This is a genomic window from Streptomyces sp. NPDC053755, assembly GCF_040677675.1.
Classification (GTDB): Bacteria; Actinomycetota; Actinomycetes; order Streptomycetales; family Streptomycetaceae; genus Streptomyces.
The window spans coordinates 300,957-322,877 of the sequence record NZ_JBFASK010000004.1 but is presented as its reverse complement, the minus strand read 5'-3'; the positions used below and the strand labels follow the sequence as shown (position 1 = coordinate 322,877).

Here is a 21,921-nt window from a genome sequence, read left to right as displayed (position 1 = left end):
TCTTCGGACGGGCGGTACAGGTCGAAGTCCTTGCCCATGATCTGGAGCTCCCCTAAGAACGCGTGTCGGCGACGCTTGTGGCCACGCATATGGCACTGAGTACCCTCAGCAAAACACACTCAGTGCCATGATGCCAGTATCGGCGTTCAGCCCGGCCCGCCAGGCGAGAAAAACCCCAGGTCAGGGGAGTGCGAACGACGGGCCCGAGGTCGCGCGGCCTGGAGGCGGGGTCGTCACGGCGACGGCATCGGCGAGGTACCGGGTTCTTCGACAGGAACGCGCCGGCCGGGGTCAGCAGCGGCGCGGCGCGGTGCAGGGCGGCGGGGCGGGGCGGCCGACGCGCAGGGGACCGGCGCAGGGCGCCGAGGAGGGATCGCGGGAGGAGCTGACGGCAGGAAGGCCGCGGCGCCACCGCCCCCGGCCGCTGCCCTGGGGCGGTCAGGCGGGGACGGACGCGAGGCCGCTCCCGTCGAAGGGGGGATAGCCGTCGCCGGCGGTGCGCTCGGCCGCGTGGATGTACCGCGTCAGCGCGTCGTGGGACCGGGCGAGCGTGCTCATCCGGTCCTCCAGGCGCCGCAGCCGTGACCGCATCGCGGTCAGCAGCTCCGGACACCCCGGCAGCTCCGGCTCCTCGCCCACCGCGCAGGGCAGCACGTACGCGATGTCCTCGGACGACAAGCCGGCGGCCAGCAGGTGCCGGATCTGGCGCACCCGGAGCACGGCGCTCTCGTCGTAGTCCCGGTAGCCGTTCGCGCCGCGCTCCGCCTCCAGCAGGCCCTGCGCCTCGTAGTAGCGCAACTGGTGGGCGTTGACGCCCGTCCGACGGCTCAGTTCGCCGATCCGCATGGAAACCTCGCTTGACCTTCACATCGGTATGAACGTTGACGATGCTGCCATGACCAACGAAACCGAGACACCCTCAACTCCCGTGACCGTCATCGGACTCGGGCTGATGGGCCAGGCGCTCGCCCGCGCGTTCCTCAAGGCCGGCCACCCCACCACCGTGTGGAACCGCACGGCCTCCAAGGCCGACGCGCTGGTGGCCGAGGGCGCGCGGCCGGCGCCGTCGGTCGGCGACGCGCTGCGCGCTTCCGCCCTGACGATCGTCTGCGTCACCGACTACGACGCCGTGTACGAGCTGCTCGGAGCGAGCGAGGCCGAGCTGGCCGGCACCACGCTGATCAACCTCACCTCGGGCGATTCGGCCCAGGCCCGGGAGGCCGCCCGATGGGCCGGACGGCACGGCGCGCGCTATCTGGACGGCGCCGTCATGGCCGTCCCGCCGGCGATCGGAACCGCCGAGGCCGTGATCCTGCACAGCGGACCGGAAGCCGACTTCGAGGCGCACCGGCCGGCGCTGGAGGCGCTCGGCACCGTCAGCCATCTGGGCGCGGACCACGGCCTCGCGGCCCTGTACGACGTGGCGGGCCTGGCCATGATGTGGAGCGTCCTGAACGCCTGGCTCCAGGGCACCGCCCTGCTCAGGACGGCCGGTGTCGACGCCGTGACGTACGCTCCGTTCGCACGGCAGATCGCCGCAGGCGTGGCCGACTGGCTCCCCGGGTACGCCGAGCAGATCGACAGCGGCTCCTTCCCGGCCGAGGTGTCGGCCCTGGAGACCGACGCGCGGGCGATGGCGCACCTGATCGAGGAGAGCGAGGCCGTGGGCGTCAACGCCGAACTGCCGAGGCTGTTCAAGGCGATGGCCGACCGCGCGATCGCCGCCGGGCACGGCGCGGAGCAGTACCCCGTGCTGATCGAGGAGTTCGGCATTCCCCGCCCCGCGGCGGCGGCGCCGACGACCCCGCCCTCCGGGCCGACCACCGCCCCGGCGTCCGGGCCGACCCAGGCACCCGCCTCCGGGCCGACCACCGCCCCCGCGTCCGCCGGGTGACCTGTCCCGGTCGCGCCGATCCGGGGCTCGCATCTCGTCCGCGCCCCGGACGCGGAGCCCGCCCGCCTCGGTCCCCTGGCATGATCACCCGATGATCGATGACAAGCGCGTCCATCCCTCCAAGGCGGCCGGTGACCGTGCCTCGCTGACCTCGTTCCTCGACTACCAGCGCGCCACACTCGCCATGAAGTGCGAGGGGCTGACCGGCGAACAGCTGAAGCGGAAGGCCGTCCCGACCTCGGGCCTGTCCCTCCTCGGCCTCGTACGGCACGCGGCCGGGGTCGAGCGGGGCTGGTTCCGGCTGGTGCTGAAGGGCGAGGACGTCACGGCGCTCTGGCCGGGGACCGACGGCGAGTCCGCCGAGTTCCAGGTGGACGGCGCCGACGTGGACGAGGCGTTCGCGTACTGGCGGGAGGCGTGCGAGGCCTCCCGCGCCGCCGCGGAGGCCTTCGACTCCCTCGACGACACCGTGGACTTCCGGGGCGAGGCCATCTCGCTCCGCTACGTCCTCACCCACATGATCGAGGAGTACGCGCGCCACAACGGCCACGCCGACCTGCTCCGGGAGGCGATCGACGGGGAGGTCGGCGAGTAGGACGTCAGGACGCCGACCGGGCCGCCCTCGGCCGGCGGGGCGCGGGGCACGGCGGTCCGGGTGCCCGCACCGCGCGACCCGGCGGGGATGGCGGGGACGACGGGACAGGCCTCAGAGGGGGTCCAGCCCGCCCAGGCCCAGCGTGCGCAGGGTGTGTTCGGCCATCCGCAGGTGGCCGACCGCGTTGGGGTGGGCCGCGTCGTCCAGCCACGCGATGGGGTCGGCCGTGCCGTGGTGCTCCCGCCAGTGCCTCTCGTGGTCCACGAGCAGCGCGCCGGTGTCCTCGGCGATCTCCCGTACGGCCTGGCAGTACGCGGGAAGCGCCGCGCGCCGCTCCCGGCCCGAGAAGCCGACCAGGGCGGGTGTGTGCAGCACGACCTGCGTCCCCGGGCCCGCCCCGGCGACGATCCGGCGCATCGCGTCGTGGAACGCGGGCAGCCCGTCCTCCCCGGCGAGGCAGTCGTTGGTGCCGAGGGACACGGACAGCACATCGGGAGCGAAACGGCCGACGAGCCGGTCGTGGGCCGCCAGCACGTCGACCGCGCTCCAGCCGGAGACGCCGGTGTTGACCACGATGTCGGTGAGCCGGTCCAGCTGCCAGCGGACCCGCTCGTGCAGGTGCTCGACCCAGCCGCGGGCGCCGTGCGTGTGCAGGACGCCCTGCGTGATGCTGTCCCCCGTCGCCACCCAGGTCATGGGGCCGTCCGCCAGCCTGATCATTCCGTGCTCCTCCCGCCCGGCCGCCGGGACTCCGGGGCGGCCCCGGCGTCCCGTCGTCGGGCCATGCCGCCCGCGCAAGATCGTCCGCGCGCGGGCGGTACCCGTCAAGTCCCGGCCGGGCCCCCTGGCCTACGCCGCCACGTCCGAACCCGTCGGAGGCGTCCTGCCGGGGGAGCGGCGAGGCAGTCCACCCAGGGCATGTGCCGGACGTCCCGCCTGCCCCGCACCGCCTGGCACGCCGGCGCCGCGGGGTCGGAATCCTCCGAGTACGCCCCGTACGAGGACGATCCCCCGCCTGGCGAGCGCACCCACCGGGCGCCGCGGGGCCCGCCCTTCGGGCGGACGGCGCTCCTTTCGTCACACGCCCTAGTCGACGGCCGGGCTGCGGCGTTCGACCAGGACCGTGTCGCGCCAGCGGCCGTGGTGGCGGCCGATGCGTTCGCGGGTGCCGATGACACGGAAGCCGGCGCGCGCGTGGACGGCGAGGCTCGCGGCGTTCTCCGGGAAGACGCCCGACTGGACGGTCCAGATCCCGGCCGCCTCCGTCGAGTCGATCAGGGCCTTCAGCAGGGCCGACGCGACCCCACGGCCCCGGGCGCCCGGGTCGACGTACACCGAGTGCTCCACGACTCCCGCGTACGCGCACCGGTCGGTCACCCGGCTCGCGGCCACCCAGCCGAGCACCGCCCCGTCGGCGTCGAGGGCCACGAAGCGGTGCGCGGGCAGCCGGGCGGCGTCGAACGCCTCCCAGCCGGGGGCCTCGGTCTCGAAGGTGGCGTCGCCCTCGTCGATGCCCGCCTGGTAGATCGCCAGGACCCGCTCGGCGTGTTCGGCCGTGAGCGGCACGATCCTCAGGTCCGGCCCGGTGCCGGTACGGCTCGTCATGGCGTCCTCGCTCCTCCCGGAGCCCCGCCCCGCCGGTCGGGCCCCGCCCCTACGGTGCCACCGGGACGGACCCCTGACCGGCCCCCGCCCCCGGCGCCCCGGCCACACGTACGTCCGCGGACGGCTCAGCCGGAGCGCCCGTCCCGGTCGTCGCCCGCGTCACCCTCCGCGCCGCCCGCGTCACCCCGGGCCGCCGCGCGGCGGTACTCGGCGTTGATGCGCTGGGCCTCTTCGAGCTGGTCCTCGAGGATGACGATGCGGCACGCCGCCTCGATCGGGGTGCCCTGGTCGACGAGCTCACGGGCGCGGGCCGCGACCCGCAGCTGATAGCGGGAGTAGCGCCGGTGGCCGCCCTCGGAACGGAGCGGAGTGATCAGCCGCGCCTCGCCGAGGGCACGGAGGAAGCCGGGCGTGGTGCCGAGCATCTCCGCCGCCCGGCCCATCGTGTAGGCGGGATAGTCGTCGTCGTCCAGGCGGCCGCCGAGCGCGTCATCCGCTGTCATCTGCACCTCTTCATCAAGAACGCGTCAAGGGCCCCGATGCCCCATGGCACCGGCGCCCCGAGGAATTCAACACCATCCCTCCGCTCCGGTGCCGCGCCGACCTGTGTTTCGGCCGCGGTCTCGCCGTCACGAGGGACGGAGGACCGGGGGCGCGAACGCGCCACCGGCCGCCCCGACCGGCCCGGCGGACGCGTACAGGTGGCCCTGCCGCACCCCGCCGGGCGCGACCGCGAATAGAATCGGCTTTCATGTCGAAGCCTGACGAGTTGCTCGTTGACATCGCCGCCCTGGTGGAGTCCGGACAGAGCAACCAGATGTCCCTGACCGTGGTCACGGGTGGCACGGTCATCACCGGTCGGCTGGCTCCCGAAGCCGTGTGGAGACAGCGCGTCTCGGAGGTCCTGACGGATTCGGAGCGCCTCGGCGAGTTCTCCGGAATCTTCAGCACCTCCAGGGAGAAGGAAGGACCGCCCCGCTATCTCCACTTCCACGTCGCCCGCATCCTTCAGGGCACCGTGGGCATCCCGGAGACGGGCGGGATGTACCGCGTCCTGATCGAGGAGGTCAGTGCGTGGACGATGGGCGACTTCAGCTACTCCGACCACTGAACCGACGACGCCACCGCCGCCGGGACCGGGAACGGGGCTCGGACGGCACGCGATGAGGGCCCGACCGGCGCGCGCCGGTCGGGCCCTCATCCTCGTCCGGCCGTGCGGCTCACGCCGCCGGCCGGTCCGTCAGGCGGCGGTCGGAGCGCCGAGCAGCACGGAGGCGCGCTGGACCGCGCCGCCGACGGGCACGGGCGCCTCCTCAGGACGGAGACGGCAGGTGAAGCCGAGGGCCGTCATGGCCCGCACGACCTCGCCTGCGCTGAAGTCGCGGCGGTCCTGCCGGGTGATGACCTCACCCACCTGCTTGACGGGATAGGAACGGCGGCCGATGGTCACGGACTCGCCGGTGACCGGCTCGGGCTTGACGCCCTTCATCGCGTCCAGGACGTCGTTCTTCGTCAGGTCGAACGGGAAGCGGGCGATGACGCAGCGCATGGGGCCTCACAGGGAGAAGAGGGGGACGGCCCGGGCGGACCGACGGGGAGGGGGAGGTTCAGGGGGCGAGGGTGAGGACACCCAGCGCGCACCCGTGCTCGTCGACCACGGGCAGCGCCCCGACCCGGCGGCGGCGCATGGAGTGCTCGGCTTCGGCCATCGTGGCCAGGGGAGAGGTGAAAGGGCCGCGGTCCCCGGCGATCTCGCGCAGCCGGACCCGGTCCGTGTACGCGGAGCCGTCCCGTACGGCGACCAGCTGCGCCTCGGTCAGCAGACCGGTGCACCGGCCGTCGTCGTCGCGGACGAGCAGATGACCGGAGCGCGCGCCCGCCATGACGGAGAGCGCGACCTCGACGGTCATGTCGTCACCGACCTGCGGTCCGGCCTCGCCCATCGCGTCGAGCACCGGCCTGGTGCGCAGGGGCGCCGTGTACGGGAGGGGGTGGAGCCGCGTCTGAACCGGTGTCACAAAAAGCCTCCTGCGGAGAGAAGCGGAGAGGGAACGAACGGCCGGGCTCGCCGGGACGGAAAGCGCCCCGGCCGGCCCGGCCCGGTCCCCGGCGGACGGGCACGGCCGAGGGGGTGTCTCACCCTCGCGCCGGGAGCGCGTCGCCCGGCGCCCGAGCCGGCCCGGACGACAAGGCGGCGCGGGCGGGGGCGAGGCGTCGAGGCCCGGGCAAGACCCCGGAGCCGCTGACTAGGGCGTGTTTCGAGAGTCCCGCCTGCCCCGCGACGCCTGGCACGCACGCTCGCCGCGTTGTCGGATCGTCCGAGTACGTCCGGTACGAGGCCGACCCACCGCCGTGCGATCGCACGCACCGGACGCCGCGGGGCCCGCCCTTCGGGCGGACGGCGCCCTTTCGAAACACGCCCTAGGCGGCCGGGCCGAGCGCCGTGCGCCGCTGGGTGCCGCGGCGCGTGGCCTGGGAGGGGCGGTGGCGGCGCGGGCGTCCGGAGGCGCCCCGCTGGGGACGCTCGGCCGGCGGCGCCGTGATGACGACCGGGACACCCGAAGGCGCCTGGGCGCCGGTGATGCGGTGCAGCGCGTCCTCACCGGAGCGGACCTCGGTGATCCGCGGACGGATCCCCGCGTCCGACATCAGGCGCGCCATGGTGCGGCGCTGGTTCGGCGTGACGAGGGTGACGACGCTGCCGGACTCGCCCGCGCGTGCGGTACGGCCGCCACGGTGCAGGTAGTCCTTGTGATCGGTCGGCGGGTCGACGTTCACGACGAGGTCGAGGTTGTCGACGTGGATCCCGCGGGCGGCGACGTTCGTGGCGACGAGCACGGTGACGTGTCCCGTCTTGAACTGCGCCAGCGTGCGGGTGCGCTGCGGCTGCGACTTGCCGCCGTGCAGCGCCGCGGCCCGGACGCCGCTGCCCAGCAGGTCCTTGGTCAGCCGGTCGACGGCGTGCTTGGTGTCCAGGAACATGATCACGCGGCCGTCGCGGGCGGCGATCTCCGTCGTGGTGGCCTGCTTGTCGGCGCTGTGGACGTGCAGCACGTGGTGCTCCATCGTCGTGACCGCCCCGGCGGAGGGGTCCACCGAGTGCACCACCGGGTCGGTGAGGTAGCGGCGGACCAGCAGGTCGACGTTGCGGTCCAGGGTGGCCGAGAACAGCATCCGCTGCCCCTCGGGACGCACCTGGTCGAGCAGTGCGGTGACCTGCGGCATGAAGCCCATGTCGGCCATCTGGTCGGCCTCGTCCAGGACGGTGATCGCCACCTGGTTCAGCCGGCAGTCACCGCGGTCGATGAGGTCCTTGAGCCGCCCCGGGGTGGCGACGACCACTTCCGCACCGCTGCGCAGCGCGCCGGCCTGGCGGCCGATCGACATCCCGCCGACGACCGTGGCGAGCCGCAGCCTGAGGGAGCGGGCGTACGGGGTCAGCGCGTCGGTCACCTGCTGCGCCAGCTCGCGGGTGGGGACGAGGACAAGGGCGAGCGGCTGGCGGGGCTCGGCGCGCTGTCCCGCCGTACGGGCGAGCAGCGCCAGGCCGAAGGCCAGCGTCTTTCCGGAGCCCGTACGCCCGCGGCCCAGGGCGTCGCGGCCCGCGAGGGTGTTCGGCAGGGTCGCGCCCTGGATCGGGAACGGGACGGTCACCCCCTCGGCGGTCAGCGCGGCGAGCAGCTGCCCGGGCATGTCGAGGTCGGCGAACGACTCGACGGCGGGCAGGGCGGGGGTGGTCGTGCGGGGGAGGGCGAACTCGCCGCGCACGGGTGCGGGCCGGCGGTTGCCGGCGGCCGGACGCGTACGGGGGAATCGGTTGCCCGCGCGCTCGTTGACCCGGTCGCCCGAGTGGTTGGTGCGATTGCTCGTGCGGTTGTTCGTGCGTGTGCGGTTCATGCGGAACCTTCCTTGATGCGGGCGCGTATCAGGGAATTCCCGCAGCAGATGAGCCGCACGGAGAATTGCGAGAACGAGCCGACAGGAGAAACGACAAGGCCGTCGCGGAAAAACGCGGACGGAGCCGTGCGTCAGAGGGGGGGTTCCGGAGCGGAGACCCGAGTGGGTGTGCGTCCGGAGCCGGGCGGTACGTCCGCCGTACGGGGCGTCCGCCGAGCGCGGACCACCCTTGAATGCAACGAGCTGGGGCCCGCACCCCAAGGTGCGGGCCCCAGCTCCTACGACGTGCGAGCGTCAGGCGGGAACGATGTTCTCGGCCGTCGGGCCCTTCTGGCCCTGCGCGATGTCGAAGTTCACCTTCTGGCCTTCCTGAAGCTCACGGAAGCCCTGGGCGGCGATGTTCGAGTAGTGGGCGAAGACGTCGGGGCCGCCGCCGTCCTGCTCGATGAAGCCGAAGCCCTTTTCAGCGTTGAACCACTTCACGGTGCCAGATGCCATGTCAAATCTCCTTCGGGGCAGTGCCCGGAGTCCACACTGTGCGGACTCCGCGTCGCCGCGATGATTGCCCCGCCCGGAAAAAAGACCGGAAATACAAAAGCGCTTCCCGCGGCAGAAAATACCGTCGGGGCGCTTGGGTTTTGGGAACCACAACTGCAACTGGCATCGACACTAGCACGGCGAGATCGGCCTGGCGCGGTGAGTAATTCCACTTGCCCGCAGGCGGGAGAAACCCTTACCGCGCCTTGTTTCCAATTCTCACTCCGCGGTCACAGATATTGACGGTCCGGGCGCGGAGAACGCCCTCGGTCGCGGTCGGCGGAAGACCTCGCGGGGACGGGCTCCCCGGCAAGCCCCGCGTCACGGCGCCGGCGGGGAAGGGCCCCGGCCGTGGGCGACCTGGACCCGTGACGGCGTCGGCCCGGGTCGTCGGCCTGGCGGGGGTTTGCCACGGATCCGCGGCTGGGCATCCATGGGTCGTACGGGAACGACCCGGAAACCCGAGCGGCGAGGTGCCCCAGATGCCCGACACGAGCCCGGAACCGATCGCGACCTTCTGCGGGAAGTGCGACTGCGGCTGCCCGCAGCTCTTCGTGGACGCCGACGCGCCCGAGGACAAGCGGGTGCGCATCACCGACGACTTCGGACAGCACGTGCAGATGAGCGAGGAGCAGTTCGCCGACCTCGTGGCCCAGGCCAAGGCCGGCGCGCTGGACCGGCTGACCGCGGCGCCCGCCTCGGCCTGACCCGGCCGGAGGACGCCCGAGCGGAGCCGTCCCGGTGAGGCGGCCGCCGGTCGTGCGGAGCCGTGACCGGGCCCGCCCCGGCACAGGGGCCGCCGATCGTGCGGAGCGCCCCCGGCCACGGCCGTCAGGGGCAGCCCCGGTCAGGCGTCGCCCGCCTCGGCCCGGTCCGTGTTCTCGAAGGCCCGCAGGATGCGTTCCGCGGCCAGGGTCGCGGTCAACTCACCGTTCCTGACCTGTTGTTCGAGGTCGGGTGCGAGAGCGCGGATGGTGGGGTCGGTGTGGAGGCGGGTGAGGAGTTCGTCGTGGACCATGGTCCATGTCCAGTCGACCTGCTGGTCGCGGCGGCGGGCGGCGAGGCCGCCGGTGGTGTCGAGCAGGGTGCGGTGCTGCTCCAGGCGCTCCCAGAGGGTGTCCAGGCCGGTCGACTCGCGGGCGCTGCAGTGCAGGACGGGCGGGGTCCAGGCGGGGTGCCTGTTCTGCATCAGCCGTAGGGCGCTCGCCAGTTCGCGTGCGGCGGCGCGGGCGTCGTGCTCGTGGGGCCCGTCCGCCTTGTTGACGGCGACGACATCGGCGAGTTCGAGGACGCCCTTCTTGATGCCCTGGAGCTGGTCGCCGGTGCGGGCGAGCGTGAGCAGGAGGAAGGAGTCGACCATGTCGGCCACGGCGGTCTCGGACTGGCCGACGCCGACGGTCTCGACCAGGACGACGTCGTAGCCGGCGGCCTCCATGACGAGGATCGATTCGCGGGTGGCCTTGGCGACGCCGCCGAGGGTCCCGGCGGTGGGGGAGGGGCGGACGAAGGCGGCGGGGTCGACGGCGAGGCGTTCCATGCGGGTCTTGTCGCCGAGGATCGAACCCTTGGTGCGGCTGGAGGAGGGGTCGACGGCGAGGACGGCGACGCGGTGGCCCAGGCCGGTGAGCATGGTGCCGAACGCGTCGATGAACGTCGACTTGCCGACCCCGGGGACACCGCTGATCCCGATCCGGCGTGCTGTGCCGCTGTACGGCAGGAGCGCGGTCAGGAGCTCCTGGGCGAGCGCCCGGTGCTGGGGACGGGTGGACTCGACGAGCGTGATGGCGCGGGCGATGACCGCCCGCTTCCCGTCGAGGACACCCTTCACGTACGCGTCGACGTCGATCACAGGTCGTGCCCGAGGCCGTCCGACAGTCGTCGCACCAGGTCGTACGCCGCGTCAGGGATGACCGTGCCGGGCGGGAAGACGGCGGCCGCGCCCATCTCCAACAGCGTCGGCACGTCCTGCGGGGGGATGACGCCGCCGACGACGATCATGATGTCGTCGCGTCCTTCGGCGGCGAGTTCCTCGCGCAGGGCGGGGACGAGGGTGAGGTGTCCGGCGGCGAGTGAGGAGACGCCGACGATGTGGACGTCGGCCTCGACGGCCTGGCGGGCGACCTCGGCCGGGGTCTGGAACAGCGGGCCGACGTCGACGTCGAAGCCGAGGTCGGCGAAGGCGGTGGCGATGACCTTCTGGCCGCGGTCGTGGCCGTCCTGGCCCATCTTGGCGACCAGGATCCGCGGCCGGCGGCCTTCGGCTTCGGCGAATGCGTCGACCAGGGTGCGGGTGCGTTCCACGGTGGGGGACTGGCCTGCTTCGTCGCGGTACACGCCGGAGATGGTACGGATCTGGCCGGCGTGGCGTCCGTAGACCTTCTCCAGGGCGTCGGAGATCTCGCCCACGGTCGCCTTGGCGCGGGCGGCGCGTACGGCGAGTTCGAGCAGGTTGCCCTGCCCGGCGGCGGCACGGGTCAGTGCGTCGAGGGCGTCCTGGCAGGCGCTTTCGTCGCGTTCGGCGCGCAGCCGGCGCAGTTTGGCGATCTGCTGTGCGCGGACGGAGGAGTTGTCGACCTTGAGGACGTCGATCTGCTCGTCGGTCTCCACGCGGTACTTGTTGACGCCGATGACGGGCTGGCGGCCGGAGTCGATCCGGGCCTGGGTGCGGGCGGCGGCTTCCTCGACGCGCAGTTTGGGGATGCCGGCGTCGATGGCCTGGGCCATACCGCCGGCGGCCTCGACCTCCTGGATGTGCTGCCAGGCCCGGCGCGCGAGGTCGTAGGTCAGCTTCTCGACGTAGGCGCTGCCGCCCCACGGGTCGATCGTGCGCGTCGTACCGGATTCCTGCTGGAGCAGCAGCTGGGTGTTGCGGGCGATCCGCGCGGAGAAGTCGGTGGGCAGGGCCAGGGCCTCGTCGAGGGCGTTGGTGTGCAGCGACTGGGTGTGGCCCTGGGTGGCGGCCATCGCCTCCACGCAGGTGCGCGTCACGTTGTTGAACACGTCCTGCGCGGTCAGCGACCAGCCACTCGTCTGCGAATGGGTGCGCAGGGACAGGGACTTGGCGTTCTTCGGGTCGAACCGGCCGACCAGCTTCGCCCACAGCAGACGCGCCGCGCGCAGCTTGGCGACCTCCATGAAGAAGTTCATCCCGATCGCCCAGAAGAAGCTCAGTCGCGGCGCGAACGCGTCGACGTCCAGGCCCGCCGCGCGTCCGGCCCGCAGGTACTCCACCCCGTCGGCCAGGGTGTAGGCCAGCTCCAGGTCGGCCGTCGCACCCGCTTCCTGGATGTGGTAGCCGGAGATGGAGATCGAGTTGTAGCGCGGCATCCGCTGCGAGGTGTAGGCGAAGATGTCGGAGATGATCCGCATCGACGGCTTCGGCGGATAGATGTAGGTGTTGCGGACCATGAACTCCTTGAGGATGTCGTTCTGGATGGTCCCGGCCAGCTTCTCGGGCGGCACGCCCTGCTCCTCGGCCGCCACGATGTAGAGCGCGAGGACCGGCAGCACGGCGCCGTTCATCGTCATCGACACCGACATCCTGTCCAGCGGGATGCCGTCGAAGAGCTGACGCATGTCGAGAATCGAGTCGATCGCCACGCCGGCCATGCCGACGTCGCCGGTCACACGCGGGTGGTCGCTGTCGTAGCCGCGGTGGGTGGGCAGGTCGAAGGCGACCGACAGCCCCTTCTGGCCGGCCGCGAGATTGCGGCGGTAGAAGGCGTTGGACTCCTCGGCGGTGGAGAAGCCGGCGTACTGCCGGATCGTCCAGGGCTGGTTGACGTACATCGTCGGGTACGGCCCGCGCAGATACGGTGCCATGCCGGGGTAGGTGCCCAGGAAGTCCAGGCCCTCCAGGTCCTGCCCGGTGTAGAGCGGCTTGACGGGGATGCCTTCCGGTGTCTCCCACACAAGGTCCTCACCCCCGCCGGCCTGCTTCACCGCCGTGCGCCACGCCTCCGCGGAGCCGTCGGCGGCCGGGGATCCCAGCTCGATCGCGGAGAAATCGGGGATGGACATCAGGACACTCCCATGCGGTCGAGCGTGGCGGAGAGCACGGCCACGGCATCACAGCCGGCGAAGACGTACGAGTCGGCACCCGGAGACGCTCCGGGACGGCCGGCGAGGAACACATGAGAGGCCCCGGCCGCCCGCACCCGCGCGGCGAGCGCCTCGCCCTGCTCCTCGTAGAGCGCGTCGCTGGAGCACAGGCAGGTCTCGCTCGCCCCGCTCTCCTCGAAAGAGCTCCCGGAGACGGCCTCGATGCCGCCCGCCTGGAAGAAGTTGGCGGCGAACGTGGCCCGCGCCGTGTGGGCCGCGGCCGGACCGATGGTGGACAGATGGATCCGCGGCCGGGTGCCCGTGGCCGCGAGGTGTGCGTCCGAGCGGGCCCGCAGCGCCTCGAACGCGTCGTCACGGCGGACCCGGGGCAGCCCGCCCGCGCGCGGCGCGGGCGCCGGTTCGCGCACCACCAGGCGCTCGGCCAGATGCGGGAACTCGCTCACACCGGTCACCGGCTCACGCCGCGTGGCCAGCCTCGCACTCCGCGCCGACCAGGTCGCGGCCAGCCGCTCACCGATCATCCCCGACCGCAGGGCCGCACCCTGCCCGCCCGCCCGCTCGACCTCCTGGAAGAACTCCCAGCCCGCCCGGGCCAGTTCGTCCGTCAAGCGCTCCACATACCAGGAACCGCCCGCCGGGTCGATCACGCGCGACAGATGCGACTCCTCGATCAGGATCGAGGAGGTGTTGCGGGCGATGCGACGCGCGAAAGCGTCCGGCAGCCCCAGCGCGTGGTCGAACGGCAACACCGTCACCGCGTCGGCACCACCCACCCCCGCCGCCAGCGTGGCCACCGTCGTGCGCAGCATGTTCACCCACGGATCGCGACGCGTCATCATCACCGGCGACGTCACCACGTGCTGCACCTGCCCACCGGCGCCGCCCGCACCGCAGGCCTCTGCGACCCGCGCCCACAGCCTGCGAGCGGCCCGCAGCTTCGCGATCGTCAGGAACTGATCGGCCGTCGCCGCGAAACGGAACTCCAGCTGCCCGCACGCCTGCTCCACACTCAGGCCGGCGCCGGTCAGCTCCCGCAGACAGGCGACACCCGTCGCCAGCGAGCACCCCAGCTCCTGCGCCGCCGAACCACCGGCCTCGTGGTACGGCAGGGCGTCCACGGTGAAGGCCCGCAGTCCCGGAAACTCCACGGCACAGCGCCGGGCGAGACGTGACAGCGGCGCGACGTCCAGCGCTTCACCCGTACGCGCCTCGAAGCCCAGCGGGTCCGCGCCCAGGCTGCCGCGTACGGCCTCCGGCGCGACGCCCCGCTCCCCGTACAGACGCAGCAACGCCTCCGCGGCGGCCTCGGTGTCCTTCCCCGCGTCCAGGACCACGGGAGCCAGGTCGAGGTAGACCCCGTCCAGCACCCGTTCGAGCGACGACACCGGCATGCCGCCCTCGCCGACGACCAGCCAGAGCGAGGTGACGCCGTTCTCCAGGTCGGACAGGACCGCGCCGTCGTCCGGCGCCGTGTGGCACCCGCGCACGTCCCAGCCGCCGCGGGTGTTCCCCTCGGCCCCGCTTCCGCGCGTGAACGGCGCGAAACCCGGAAGACCGGCCTCGGGCGCGGTGTCGTCGGCCGCGTACAGGGGACGGACACGAAGCCCGTCCTCCAGAGCGGTGGAAAGGAAGTCCTCCGCCGCGGCTCCGGAGACCTCCTTGCCCGACTTGCGCAGGACGCCGGCCACGAGGCCCTGCCACTGTTCACGGGACGCGTCGGGGAAATCGGCGGCGAGGGCAAGCCCGTCGTCGGGGAGGACTGTCATGCTCGGATGCTAGGTCAGGTGAACAAAGGAGCAGCAGTGCGCACAGCTGTGACCTTGCCCTCTCCTGAACGGTCTTGAAGCCGCGGGAGCATTCGTTCTATGTCACCGGCGCGGGCGGCCTCCGTGACCGGCGCCGTCGTCCGCCGAATGACCGCACGCGTGGTCTTCCCGCCGCCCGCCGGGCCGGTCGGTGCCCGTCGGGGCCGGCCGCCCGAAGTGGCGTGCGCCGGGCGCCAGGGCCGCGGCGGCCGGGACGAGGAAGCAGGCGACGGCGCACACGGCGAGGACGGGCGTGACGCCGAACCGGCCGATGGCCGGGGCGATCAGTGAGAGGCCGATCGGCGCCAGGCCGTAGGAGACCAGGAAGTCCAGCGAGGAGACCCGGGCCAGTTTGTCCGGGGCGACCTCGCGCTGGGTGGCGGTGAACCAGGGCACGTTGAACAGTTCGATCCCGGTCCCCGCGACGGCGTAGGCGGCGACCACGACCGACGGGTGGACGGGGAGCATCAGGCTGAGCGGTGCGAAGCCGTACGCGGCGAGTCCGGCGAGGGCCGCCCAGCCCTGGAAGCGGGGCCGGAGGCGGGCGATGATCAGGGCGCCGCCGAGCGCACCGACGGTGTAGGCGGTCATGGCCGCGGCGAGCACCCACTCGCTGCCGTAGCGGTCCCGGCTGATGAGGGGAAGGGCGACGCTGGTCGCGGAGTAGCCGAGGGCGATGACGGCGACCAGGGCGGCGAGACCGGCCAGGAACCAGGGGTGGCGCCGGGCCTCACGTATCCCTTCGAGGAATTCGGCGCGGAAGCCGGGACGCCGGACGGCCTGGGCGGCCCCGCCCGTCGTGGCGCGCGCCGCCCTCGCCGTGCCTCCCCGGGCCGCGCCCGCGCGGCCCGCTGCGGTCGTGGCGCCTTCGGCGGTCGTGGCGGCCGGGGCCGGGACGAGCGCGGCGACGAGCCAGAGGGCCCCGATGCCGAACAGCAGCGACCGGACGTCGAGGAATGCCGCGAGCAGTGCGGTCAGGGCGGGGCCGGCGAGCGTGGCGGACCGTACGGACAGGGTCATGGCGGCGTTGGCCTGCTGTCGGCGCTCGGGCTCGACGGTCTCGGCGGTGAGCGCCTGGAACGCCGGGCGGCAGGCGCCCTGTCCGGCACCCGCGAGCGCGGCGGCGGCCGTCATCAGTGCGAGGGAGTGGCCGAGACCGGCGGCGAGGAGGGGCGCGGCGAGGGCCGCCGCCAGCGCGGACCAGAGGACGACGGCGCGGCGGGAGTGCCGGTCTGCGAGCACGCCGCCGACGGCGACGGCGAGGAGGAAGCCGGCGGTGCGGGCGGCGAGGACCAGGCCGAGCCCGGTGGCGCCGAGGTCGTGGTGGAGGACGGCGAGTCCGAGGACGAAGGGCAGCGCCCAGGTCGCGAGACCGGAGGCGGTGGTGCCCGCCCACAGGCGAAGGAACGCGGGGTCGCGCAGGACCGAACCTGCCGAGACAGGAACGGACTTGGTCGCGGGGGACGCGGGTGTGGTGGCCACGGTGGAGGTGCTCCTTGGCGGCGGGGCGCGGTCGGTAGGACGCCCCGGAGGTCGTTAATGAAAATGATTACCATTACAGTACCTTCGAGCGGGGCACTCCTGTCAGCCGCCCACCCCCCTTTTCCCTCCGCCCCGCGCCGCGTCGAACCGGAGACCGTCCATGCGCCACCCCGTCCACCCCGCCCGCCTCGCCCTGGTCCTGGCCCTGGCGCTCGCCACCGCCGGCTGCTCGGCCGCCCGCCCCGCGACCACCGCGCCGGCGACCGCCGGCGCGTCCCCCGCCGCCTCCGCCGGGGCGACGACCCTCATCAGCTGCGGCCGCCGGGCGACCTTCGCCCAGCCGCCGGAGCGCACCGTCGCACTGGACCAGGCCTCGACCGAGACACTGCTCGCGCTCGGCCTCCAGGAACGGATGGCGGGCACCGCCAACCTCAAGACGAAGATCCCCGCGCAGTACCGGGCCGCGTACGACTCGGTTCCCGTCATCGCCCCCAAGATCGCCACGAGCGAGCAACTACGCTCGGCCGTACCGGACTTCGTGGTCGCCTCCTCCGCCGACCTGCTCACCGCGGACCGGGCCGGCACCCGCGACGAACTCGGCGCCCTCAAGGTCCCCACCTTCGTCAGCGCCGTGGACTGCCCCGAGCGGAACCCGGCCGGCACGACCCCCTTCGAACTGCTCTTCTCCGACTACGAGAACCTCGGCAGGGTCTTCGGCGTCGAGAAGCGGGCCGCCGAACTCGCGGCCGGCCAGCGCGCGGCGGTCGCCCGGGCGAGGCAGGAGGCCCCCACCACCACCCCGCCCGCGAGCGTGGACCGTCCGACCGTCGTCTTCCTCTACTCCGTCTTCAACGGCATGCCGTACGTCGCGGGCGGGACCGGCCTGCCGAGCGAGATGAGCGGGGTCGTCGGCGCGAGGAACGCCTTCGACGACGTGAAGGAGGACTGGCCGGAGGTCACCTGGGAGGAGGTCGCCCGGCGCGACCCCGACGTCATCGTCATCGGCGACCTGTCCGAGCGCGGGCGCCCCGGCGACAGCGCCGCAGAGAAGCGCGCCACGATGGCACGGCACCCGGTGATCTCCCGCCTCGCCGCGGTCCGACAGGGAAGGATCATCGAAGTGCCGGGCATCGAACTGGACCCGTCCGTACGCTCCGTGCACGCGCTCGGGCTCCTCGCCCAGGGGATGAAGGACCTCGGTCATGCCCGTTGACCTCCTCCTGCCCTCGGCCCGCGGCCGCGTGGTGAGCGAACCCACCGACGCCGGACCCGCGCCGACGGGCGCCACGCCGGCGGCCGCACGGGCCGGGCGATCCGGCCGGCCCGCCGCCGGACGGTCGTCCGCCGCGGGATCGGCCGCTGTCCGGGCGGGGCTGCCGGTGCTCGCCGTGGTCGTCCTGCTGGCATCCATGGCGGCGGCGCTGCGCGTCGGCGCCGCCGACGTGGACGGGAACGGCCTCGCCCGCGTCCTCGGCAGCCGTCTCGGCCTCGACGTGGAGCCCCTGCCCCCGATCGTCGACTCGCTCGTCTGGGACCTGCGGCTGCCGCGGGTCCTGATGGCCGCCCTCGTCGGCGCCTCGCTCGCCGTGTGCGGCACGGTGCTCCAGGCGGTCACCCGCAACGTCCTGGCCGACCCCTATCTGCTCGGCATCTCCTCGGGCGCGTCGGCCGGCGCCGTCGCCGTGGTCGTCCTCGGGATCGGCGCGAGCACGCTCGGCGTCACCGGCGGCGCCCTCGCCGGCGCGCTGCTCTCGTTCGGCACGCTGCTCTTCCTGCTGCGTCGCGGCGGCCTCGACTCGGTCCGTATCGTCCTCACCGGCGTCGTCGTCGGGCAGCTCTTCACCGCGCTGACCTCGCTCGTCCTGATGGCCTCGGCCGACGCGGACACCACGCGCGCCGTCACCCACTGGCTCCTCGGCTCGATGGCCCCGGCCCGCTGGAACACCGTCCAGGTCTGCGCGGTCGTCACCCCGCTGGGGCTCCTGGCCGCGTGGCTGTACGCCAACGCGCTCGACGCTCTCGCGTTCGGCGCCGACACCGCGGCGTCCCTCGGCATCGGGGTGCGGCGCACGAGAACGGTGCTCCTCGTGGTCACCGCCGCGCTGACTGCGGTGGCGGTGGCCACCGTCGGCGCCATCGGATTCGTCGGGCTGATCGTCCCCCACGGCGTACGGTTCCTGGTCGGGCCGACGCACCGGGTGCTGCTCCCGTACGCGGCGCTCGCCGGGGCGGTGTTCCTGGTGTGGACGGACGCCCTGGCGCGGATCGCCTTCGCCCCCCGCGAGATGCCCGTGGGCGTGATCACCGCCCTCCTCGGCGTACCGCTCTTCCTCCTCGTCCTGCGCAGGAGGGGAGCGCTGTGAGGATCACCGCCGAGAGCCTGGACTGGTCGGTGGCGGGCACACCGGTCGTCCGCGGGGTCAGCGCCGACATCGCCCCCGGCGAGACGGTCGGACTGCTCGGCCCCAACGGTTCGGGCAAGTCCTCGCTGCTGCGCTGCCTGGCCGGTCTGCGGACCCCGGACGCCGGCACCGTCCGCTACGACGGCGCGTCCGTACGGGAGTGGAGTGCCCGCCGGATCGCCCGCCACGTGGCCTTCGTGGAACAGGAGCCGGGCGCCGACAGCGACCTGTCGGTCGCCGGCCTCGTGGGCCTGGGGCGCACCCCCTTCCGGGACCGCTGGCGCGGACCGGACGCCACCGACCGGGCCGTGGTCGCCGCAGCGCTGGAGCGCGTCGGCCTCACCGCACTCGCCGGCCGCTCCTGGCAGGCGCTCTCGGGCGGCGAGCGGCAACGCGCCCACCTCGCCCGCGCGCTGGCCCAGCAGCCGTACGCACTCCTGCTCGACGAGCCCACCAACCACCTCGACGTCGGACACCGGCTGGAGCTGATGGAACTCCTCGCCGCCACCGGGCAGACGGTCGTGGTCGCCCTGCACGACCTGTCGCTCGCCGCCCGCCACTGCGACCGGCTACTGCTCCTGCACCACGGCCGCCTGGTCGCCGCGGGCCCGCCCGCCGCCGTCCTGACGGCCGAACGCCTCGCGGAGGTCTTCGACGTGGAGGCGGAACTCACCACCGACTCCCTCGGACACCCGACCGTCACCTACCGCCGGCCGCTCGGCACCCGGCTCCCGGCATCCCGCCCCGCACCGTGAGAAGGAACCCCATGACCCCGCCCACCCCCTCCGCCCTCTCCGTCGACGCGCTCGTCGCATCCGTCCTGGCCGGTGGAGACGGCCCCGGCCCGCTCGCCTCCCGGCCCGTCGCGACCAGCGTGTTCTGGATCCACCACGGCACCCGGCTCGCCGGCGGTGACACCACCTACCTCAACCAGTACGTCCTGGTCCGCCTCGGCGGCTCGTTCGGCGGCTGCGCCTTCGAAGCGGGCGAGATCGAACCGGCCGTGTGCCGGGACGCCTCCGGCACCCCGCTCGACGTCCTGCTGCGCGAGGCTCCGCGCCCGCTGCGGATCGCCGCCCTCGACGCCTGGCTCTCCGAGGCGCGCCCGCACCGCACGGCCGCCGAGGAGGGCGACGCCGAGCCCGTCATCCTCCCCGCCGGGACCCCCGAGGTCCGCGCGAAGGCCCGCGACGCCGCCATCGCCGGGCTGCTCGACATCGAGGACGGCGCCGAGGTCGGCCTCATCGGTGTCGTCAACCCGCTGGTCGCCGCCATCCGCGAGCGCGGCGGCCGTCCGCTGCCGTGCGACTTCAACCTCACCACCACCCAGTGGGGCGACCCCGTCACCGACGACATGCACCAGGTCCTCGACCGCGCCGAGGCCGTCGTCGCCACCGGCATGACCCTGAGCAACGGTTCGTTCGACGTCATCCTGGAGCGCTGCCGTGCCCGGGGCATCCCGCTGATCGTCTACGCCCAGTCCGGCAGCGCCGTCGCCCGTGCCTTCCTCGGCTCGGGCGTGACCGCCCTCTCGGCGGAGCCCTTCCCCTTCTCCCAGTTCAGCGCCGACGAGACGGCCCTGTACCGCTACCGGACGGCGGGCCGCGCGTGATCCCCACCGCCCGCCGTGCCGCACCCGGTGCCGAGGCCCTTCCCGCAGGCACCGGATACGCGCCCTGCCACCACGGCGAGATCCTCCAAGGGGTCTTCCTCGACGCCGAAGGACGCCGGTGCGCCGGCCTCGTCACCCTCCCGCTGGCCGGGCCGGGCAGCCACGCCGAGTTCGTCCGCCGCCCCGGCACCGCACCCGGCACCCTCACGGCCGTGCCCCCCGACCGTACGAAGGCCGCGCGCGCCGCGGCCCTCGCGGTCGCCCACTGCGCGCGGGAAGCCGGACTCCCCGCCAGCGGAGGCGAGTTGACGCTCACGGGCGACATACCCGTGGGCCTGGGCATGGGCAGCTCCACCAGCGACGTGATCGCCACCGTGCGCGCGGTCGCCGACTCGTACCGGCTGACCCTGGGCCCGGAGGTGATCGCCCGGCTCGCCGTGCGGGCGGAATCGGCCTGCGATCCGCTGATGCTGGACGGCCGCCCGGTGCTCTTCGCCCAGCGGGAGGGCCGGGTCCTGGAGGTCCTCGGCCCGGCCCTCCCGCGCCTGGTCGTCGTCGGCTGCGCCCTCGGCGGCGGCGCACCCGTCGACACCCTCGCCCAGCCCCTGGGGGAGGCGTCCGACGCCGACGTACGGGACTTCGAGCGGCTGCGCGCGCTGCTGCGCCGGGCGGTGGCCACCGGTGACGCCGGGCTCCTCGGCCAGGTCGCCACCGCCAGCGCCCGTCGAGGGCAACGCACGCTTCGCCACCCGGAGTTCGACGCCCTGACCGGCCTCGCGCGGCGGACCGGGGCGGTCGGCGTGCAGATCGCGCACAGCGGTGCTGTCGCGGGCGTGCTGTTCGATCCCGCCGTGCCGGGATGGCGCCACCGCGTCCGGGGCTGCCTGCGCGCCCTGGACGCCCACGGCATCCCTGCCACCCACACCTTCACCACCACGACTTCGGAGATCCTCCATGGACCAGCACATCGCGGAGGCCGTCGGCCGACCGGATCTGATACGTGTCGACGACCGGCTCGTCTGCCTGCGCTTTGAGACGATGAAGGTGGTCTCCGCGCTCGCCGCGGTCCGCCACCTGCTCGACACCGGAGCCGTACGACGGGGCGACACCCTCCTCGACAGCTCCAGCGGCATCTACGCGTACGCCCTCGCCCTGGCCTGCCACCGCCACGGCATGCGCTGTCACATCGTCGGCTCGACGACCGTGGACCGCGCTCTGCGCACCCAACTGACCGTGCTCGGAGCCACGTGGGAACGGATGGAGCCGTGCAGCGACCTCAAGCTCGACCAGAAGCGCCGGGTGGAACGGATCCACCGGATCCTCGCCGCGCACCCCGAGTACCACTGGATGCGGCAGTATCACGACGACGTCCACTACCTCGGCTACCGCGCGATCGCCGACCGGGTCCGCGAGGCGACGGGCGCGGACGGGCTCACCGTCGTCGGCGGTGTCGGCTCCGGCGCCTCCACCGGCGCCCTCGCCCGCTACCTGCGCGCGGCCCCCGACGGGCGGACGGCCGACGTGGAACTCGTCGGAGTCCAGCCGTACGGCAGCGTCACCTTCGGCGCCGAGCATACGTCCGACCCCGAGATCATCATCGCCGGCATCGGCAGCTCCATCCCCTTCGGGAACGTCACCCACGAGCTGTACGACACCCTCCACTGGATCTCGTTCGACGCCGCCCTGTCCGGCAGCGTGGACCTCCTGCGCCGGCACGCGGTCTTCGCGGGCCTGTCCACGGGCGCCGCCTACCTCGCCGCCCGCCACGAGCGCGACCGCGCCCCCGGACGGACCGTCCTCTTCGTCGCCGCCGACACCGGCCACCGCTACGTCGACACCGTCTTCGCCCGCCACCACGAGGCGAGGCCCCTGACGGCCCTCGCACCCCAGGAGATCCACGACCGGCGCGACCTCTCCCCGCCCTGGTCCCGGATGGAGTGGAACCGCGCCCCGGGATCCGCGGCGCCGCCCGCGACGGTCCGTACGTGACGGACGGCGTCCCGGACCGCGACGCGCCGCGCTGGCCCGCG

At 73.5% G+C, this 21,921-nt stretch carries 22 protein-coding genes; 10 read left to right on the top strand and 12 right to left on the bottom strand.

Features of this window, described 5'->3' with window-relative positions:
* Positions 1-438 precede the first annotated feature (438 nt).
* Positions 439-846: a MerR family transcriptional regulator gene (locus AB0K65_RS07600; protein WP_365714801.1), complete on the bottom strand. Its 408-nt coding sequence runs from the start codon at positions 844-846 to the stop codon at positions 439-441.
* 49 nt (positions 847-895) lie between these two features.
* Between AB0K65_RS07600 and AB0K65_RS07595 the strand changes: the two genes are divergently transcribed.
* Positions 896-1,894, top strand: coding sequence for an NAD(P)-binding domain-containing protein (locus AB0K65_RS07595; protein ID WP_365714800.1), 999 nt, complete (start codon positions 896-898; stop codon positions 1,892-1,894).
* Positions 1,895-1,985: 91 nt separating this feature from the next.
* Positions 1,986-2,489 (top strand): DinB family protein, encoded by a 504-nt coding sequence (locus tag AB0K65_RS07590; protein ID WP_365714799.1) that lies wholly within the window; start codon positions 1,986-1,988, stop codon positions 2,487-2,489.
* Positions 2,490-2,600: 111 nt separating this feature from the next.
* Here AB0K65_RS07590 and AB0K65_RS07585 read toward each other — a convergent pair whose 3' ends face one another.
* The 3 genes from AB0K65_RS07585 to AB0K65_RS07575 all read right to left on the bottom strand — a co-directional run bounded on the left by AB0K65_RS07585 (position 2,601) and on the right by AB0K65_RS07575 (position 4,597).
* Positions 2,601-3,209, bottom strand: a complete 609-nt coding sequence (locus AB0K65_RS07585; protein ID WP_365714798.1) for an SGNH/GDSL hydrolase family protein — start codon at positions 3,207-3,209, stop codon at positions 2,601-2,603.
* A 366-nt stretch (positions 3,210-3,575) separates the two neighbouring features.
* Entirely contained in the window at positions 3,576-4,094 is a 519-nt protein-coding gene (locus AB0K65_RS07580; RefSeq protein WP_365714797.1) for an N-acetyltransferase family protein, read from the bottom strand.
* A 125-nt stretch (positions 4,095-4,219) separates the two neighbouring features.
* A complete protein-coding gene (locus AB0K65_RS07575; protein WP_365714796.1) occupies positions 4,220-4,597 on the bottom strand; it encodes a helix-turn-helix domain-containing protein in 378 nt (125 codons plus the stop codon).
* A 248-nt stretch (positions 4,598-4,845) separates the two neighbouring features.
* Here AB0K65_RS07575 and AB0K65_RS07570 point away from each other — a divergent pair, with 248 nt between their 5' ends.
* On the top strand, positions 4,846-5,205 hold the full coding sequence (locus tag AB0K65_RS07570) for a hypothetical protein (protein ID WP_365714795.1): 360 nt from the start codon (positions 4,846-4,848) through the stop codon (positions 5,203-5,205).
* Between the two features lie 129 nt (positions 5,206-5,334).
* On the opposite strand, the gene AB0K65_RS07565 is transcribed toward AB0K65_RS07570, so the two are convergent.
* The 4 genes from AB0K65_RS07565 to AB0K65_RS07550 all read right to left on the bottom strand — a co-directional run bounded on the left by AB0K65_RS07565 (position 5,335) and on the right by AB0K65_RS07550 (position 8,489).
* Entirely contained in the window at positions 5,335-5,643 is a 309-nt protein-coding gene (locus AB0K65_RS07565) for an SCO5918 family protein (protein WP_365714794.1), read from the bottom strand.
* A gap of 58 nt (positions 5,644-5,701) precedes the next feature.
* Entirely contained in the window at positions 5,702-6,037 is a 336-nt protein-coding gene (locus AB0K65_RS07560; RefSeq protein WP_365714825.1) for a CBS domain-containing protein, read from the bottom strand.
* 478 nt (positions 6,038-6,515) lie between these two features.
* Positions 6,516-7,991, bottom strand: coding sequence for a DEAD/DEAH box helicase (locus AB0K65_RS07555; protein ID WP_365714793.1), 1,476 nt, complete (start codon positions 7,989-7,991; stop codon positions 6,516-6,518).
* Between the two features lie 294 nt (positions 7,992-8,285).
* The gene (locus AB0K65_RS07550; RefSeq protein WP_030693997.1) at positions 8,286-8,489 is read right to left on the bottom strand and encodes a cold-shock protein; all 204 of its coding nucleotides are present in this window, start codon (positions 8,487-8,489) and stop codon (positions 8,286-8,288) included.
* Positions 8,490-9,010: 521 nt separating this feature from the next.
* Between AB0K65_RS07550 and AB0K65_RS07545 the strand changes: the two genes are divergently transcribed.
* Entirely contained in the window at positions 9,011-9,235 is a 225-nt protein-coding gene (locus AB0K65_RS07545) for a hypothetical protein (RefSeq protein ID WP_365714792.1), read from the top strand.
* Between the two features lie 140 nt (positions 9,236-9,375).
* Here the strand turns inward: AB0K65_RS07545 and meaB are convergent, their stop codons facing one another.
* The 4 genes from meaB to AB0K65_RS07525 all read right to left on the bottom strand — a co-directional run bounded on the left by meaB (position 9,376) and on the right by AB0K65_RS07525 (position 15,877).
* Positions 9,376-10,377, bottom strand: a complete 1,002-nt coding sequence (gene meaB / locus AB0K65_RS07540) for a methylmalonyl Co-A mutase-associated GTPase MeaB (RefSeq protein WP_365714791.1) — start codon at positions 10,375-10,377, stop codon at positions 9,376-9,378.
* Positions 10,374-12,548, bottom strand: a complete 2,175-nt coding sequence (scpA, locus tag AB0K65_RS07535; RefSeq protein ID WP_365714790.1) for a methylmalonyl-CoA mutase — start codon at positions 12,546-12,548, stop codon at positions 10,374-10,376. The genes meaB and scpA overlap by 4 nt, the downstream gene beginning before the upstream one ends.
* On the bottom strand, positions 12,548-14,356 hold the full coding sequence (locus AB0K65_RS07530; RefSeq protein ID WP_365714789.1) for a methylmalonyl-CoA mutase family protein: 1,809 nt from the start codon (positions 14,354-14,356) through the stop codon (positions 12,548-12,550). Before AB0K65_RS07530 ends, scpA begins: the two co-directional genes overlap by 1 nt.
* Positions 14,357-14,458: 102 nt before the next feature.
* A complete protein-coding gene (locus AB0K65_RS07525; RefSeq protein WP_365714788.1) occupies positions 14,459-15,877 on the bottom strand; it encodes an MFS transporter in 1,419 nt (472 codons plus the stop codon).
* 160 nt (positions 15,878-16,037) lie between these two features.
* Between AB0K65_RS07525 and AB0K65_RS07520 the strand changes: the two genes are divergently transcribed.
* The 6 genes from AB0K65_RS07520 to AB0K65_RS07495 are packed head-to-tail and all read left to right on the top strand — an operon-like array spanning position 16,038 to position 21,880.
* Positions 16,038-17,090 carry an ABC transporter substrate-binding protein gene (locus tag AB0K65_RS07520; protein ID WP_365714787.1) on the top strand — a complete coding sequence of 351 codons (1,053 nt, stop codon included), beginning with the start codon at positions 16,038-16,040 and terminating at the stop codon, positions 17,088-17,090.
* The gene (locus tag AB0K65_RS07515) at positions 17,080-18,240 is read left to right on the top strand and encodes an iron ABC transporter permease (RefSeq protein ID WP_365714786.1); all 1,161 of its coding nucleotides are present in this window, start codon (positions 17,080-17,082) and stop codon (positions 18,238-18,240) included. Before AB0K65_RS07520 ends, AB0K65_RS07515 begins: the two co-directional genes overlap by 11 nt.
* Complete coding sequence (locus AB0K65_RS07510) at positions 18,237-19,034, top strand: ABC transporter ATP-binding protein (RefSeq protein ID WP_365714785.1); 798 nt, start codon at positions 18,237-18,239, stop codon at positions 19,032-19,034. The genes AB0K65_RS07515 and AB0K65_RS07510 overlap by 4 nt, the downstream gene beginning before the upstream one ends.
* Positions 19,035-19,045: 11 nt before the next feature.
* A complete protein-coding gene (locus tag AB0K65_RS07505; protein ID WP_365714784.1) occupies positions 19,046-19,891 on the top strand; it encodes a DUF364 domain-containing protein in 846 nt (281 codons plus the stop codon).
* Positions 19,888-20,925, top strand: coding sequence for a GHMP kinase (locus AB0K65_RS07500; protein WP_365714783.1), 1,038 nt, complete (start codon positions 19,888-19,890; stop codon positions 20,923-20,925). The genes AB0K65_RS07505 and AB0K65_RS07500 overlap by 4 nt, the downstream gene beginning before the upstream one ends.
* Positions 20,846-21,880 carry a pyridoxal-phosphate dependent enzyme gene (locus AB0K65_RS07495; RefSeq protein ID WP_365714782.1) on the top strand — a complete coding sequence of 345 codons (1,035 nt, stop codon included), beginning with the start codon at positions 20,846-20,848 and terminating at the stop codon, positions 21,878-21,880. The genes AB0K65_RS07500 and AB0K65_RS07495 overlap by 80 nt, the downstream gene beginning before the upstream one ends.
* Positions 21,881-21,921 lie beyond the last annotated feature (41 nt).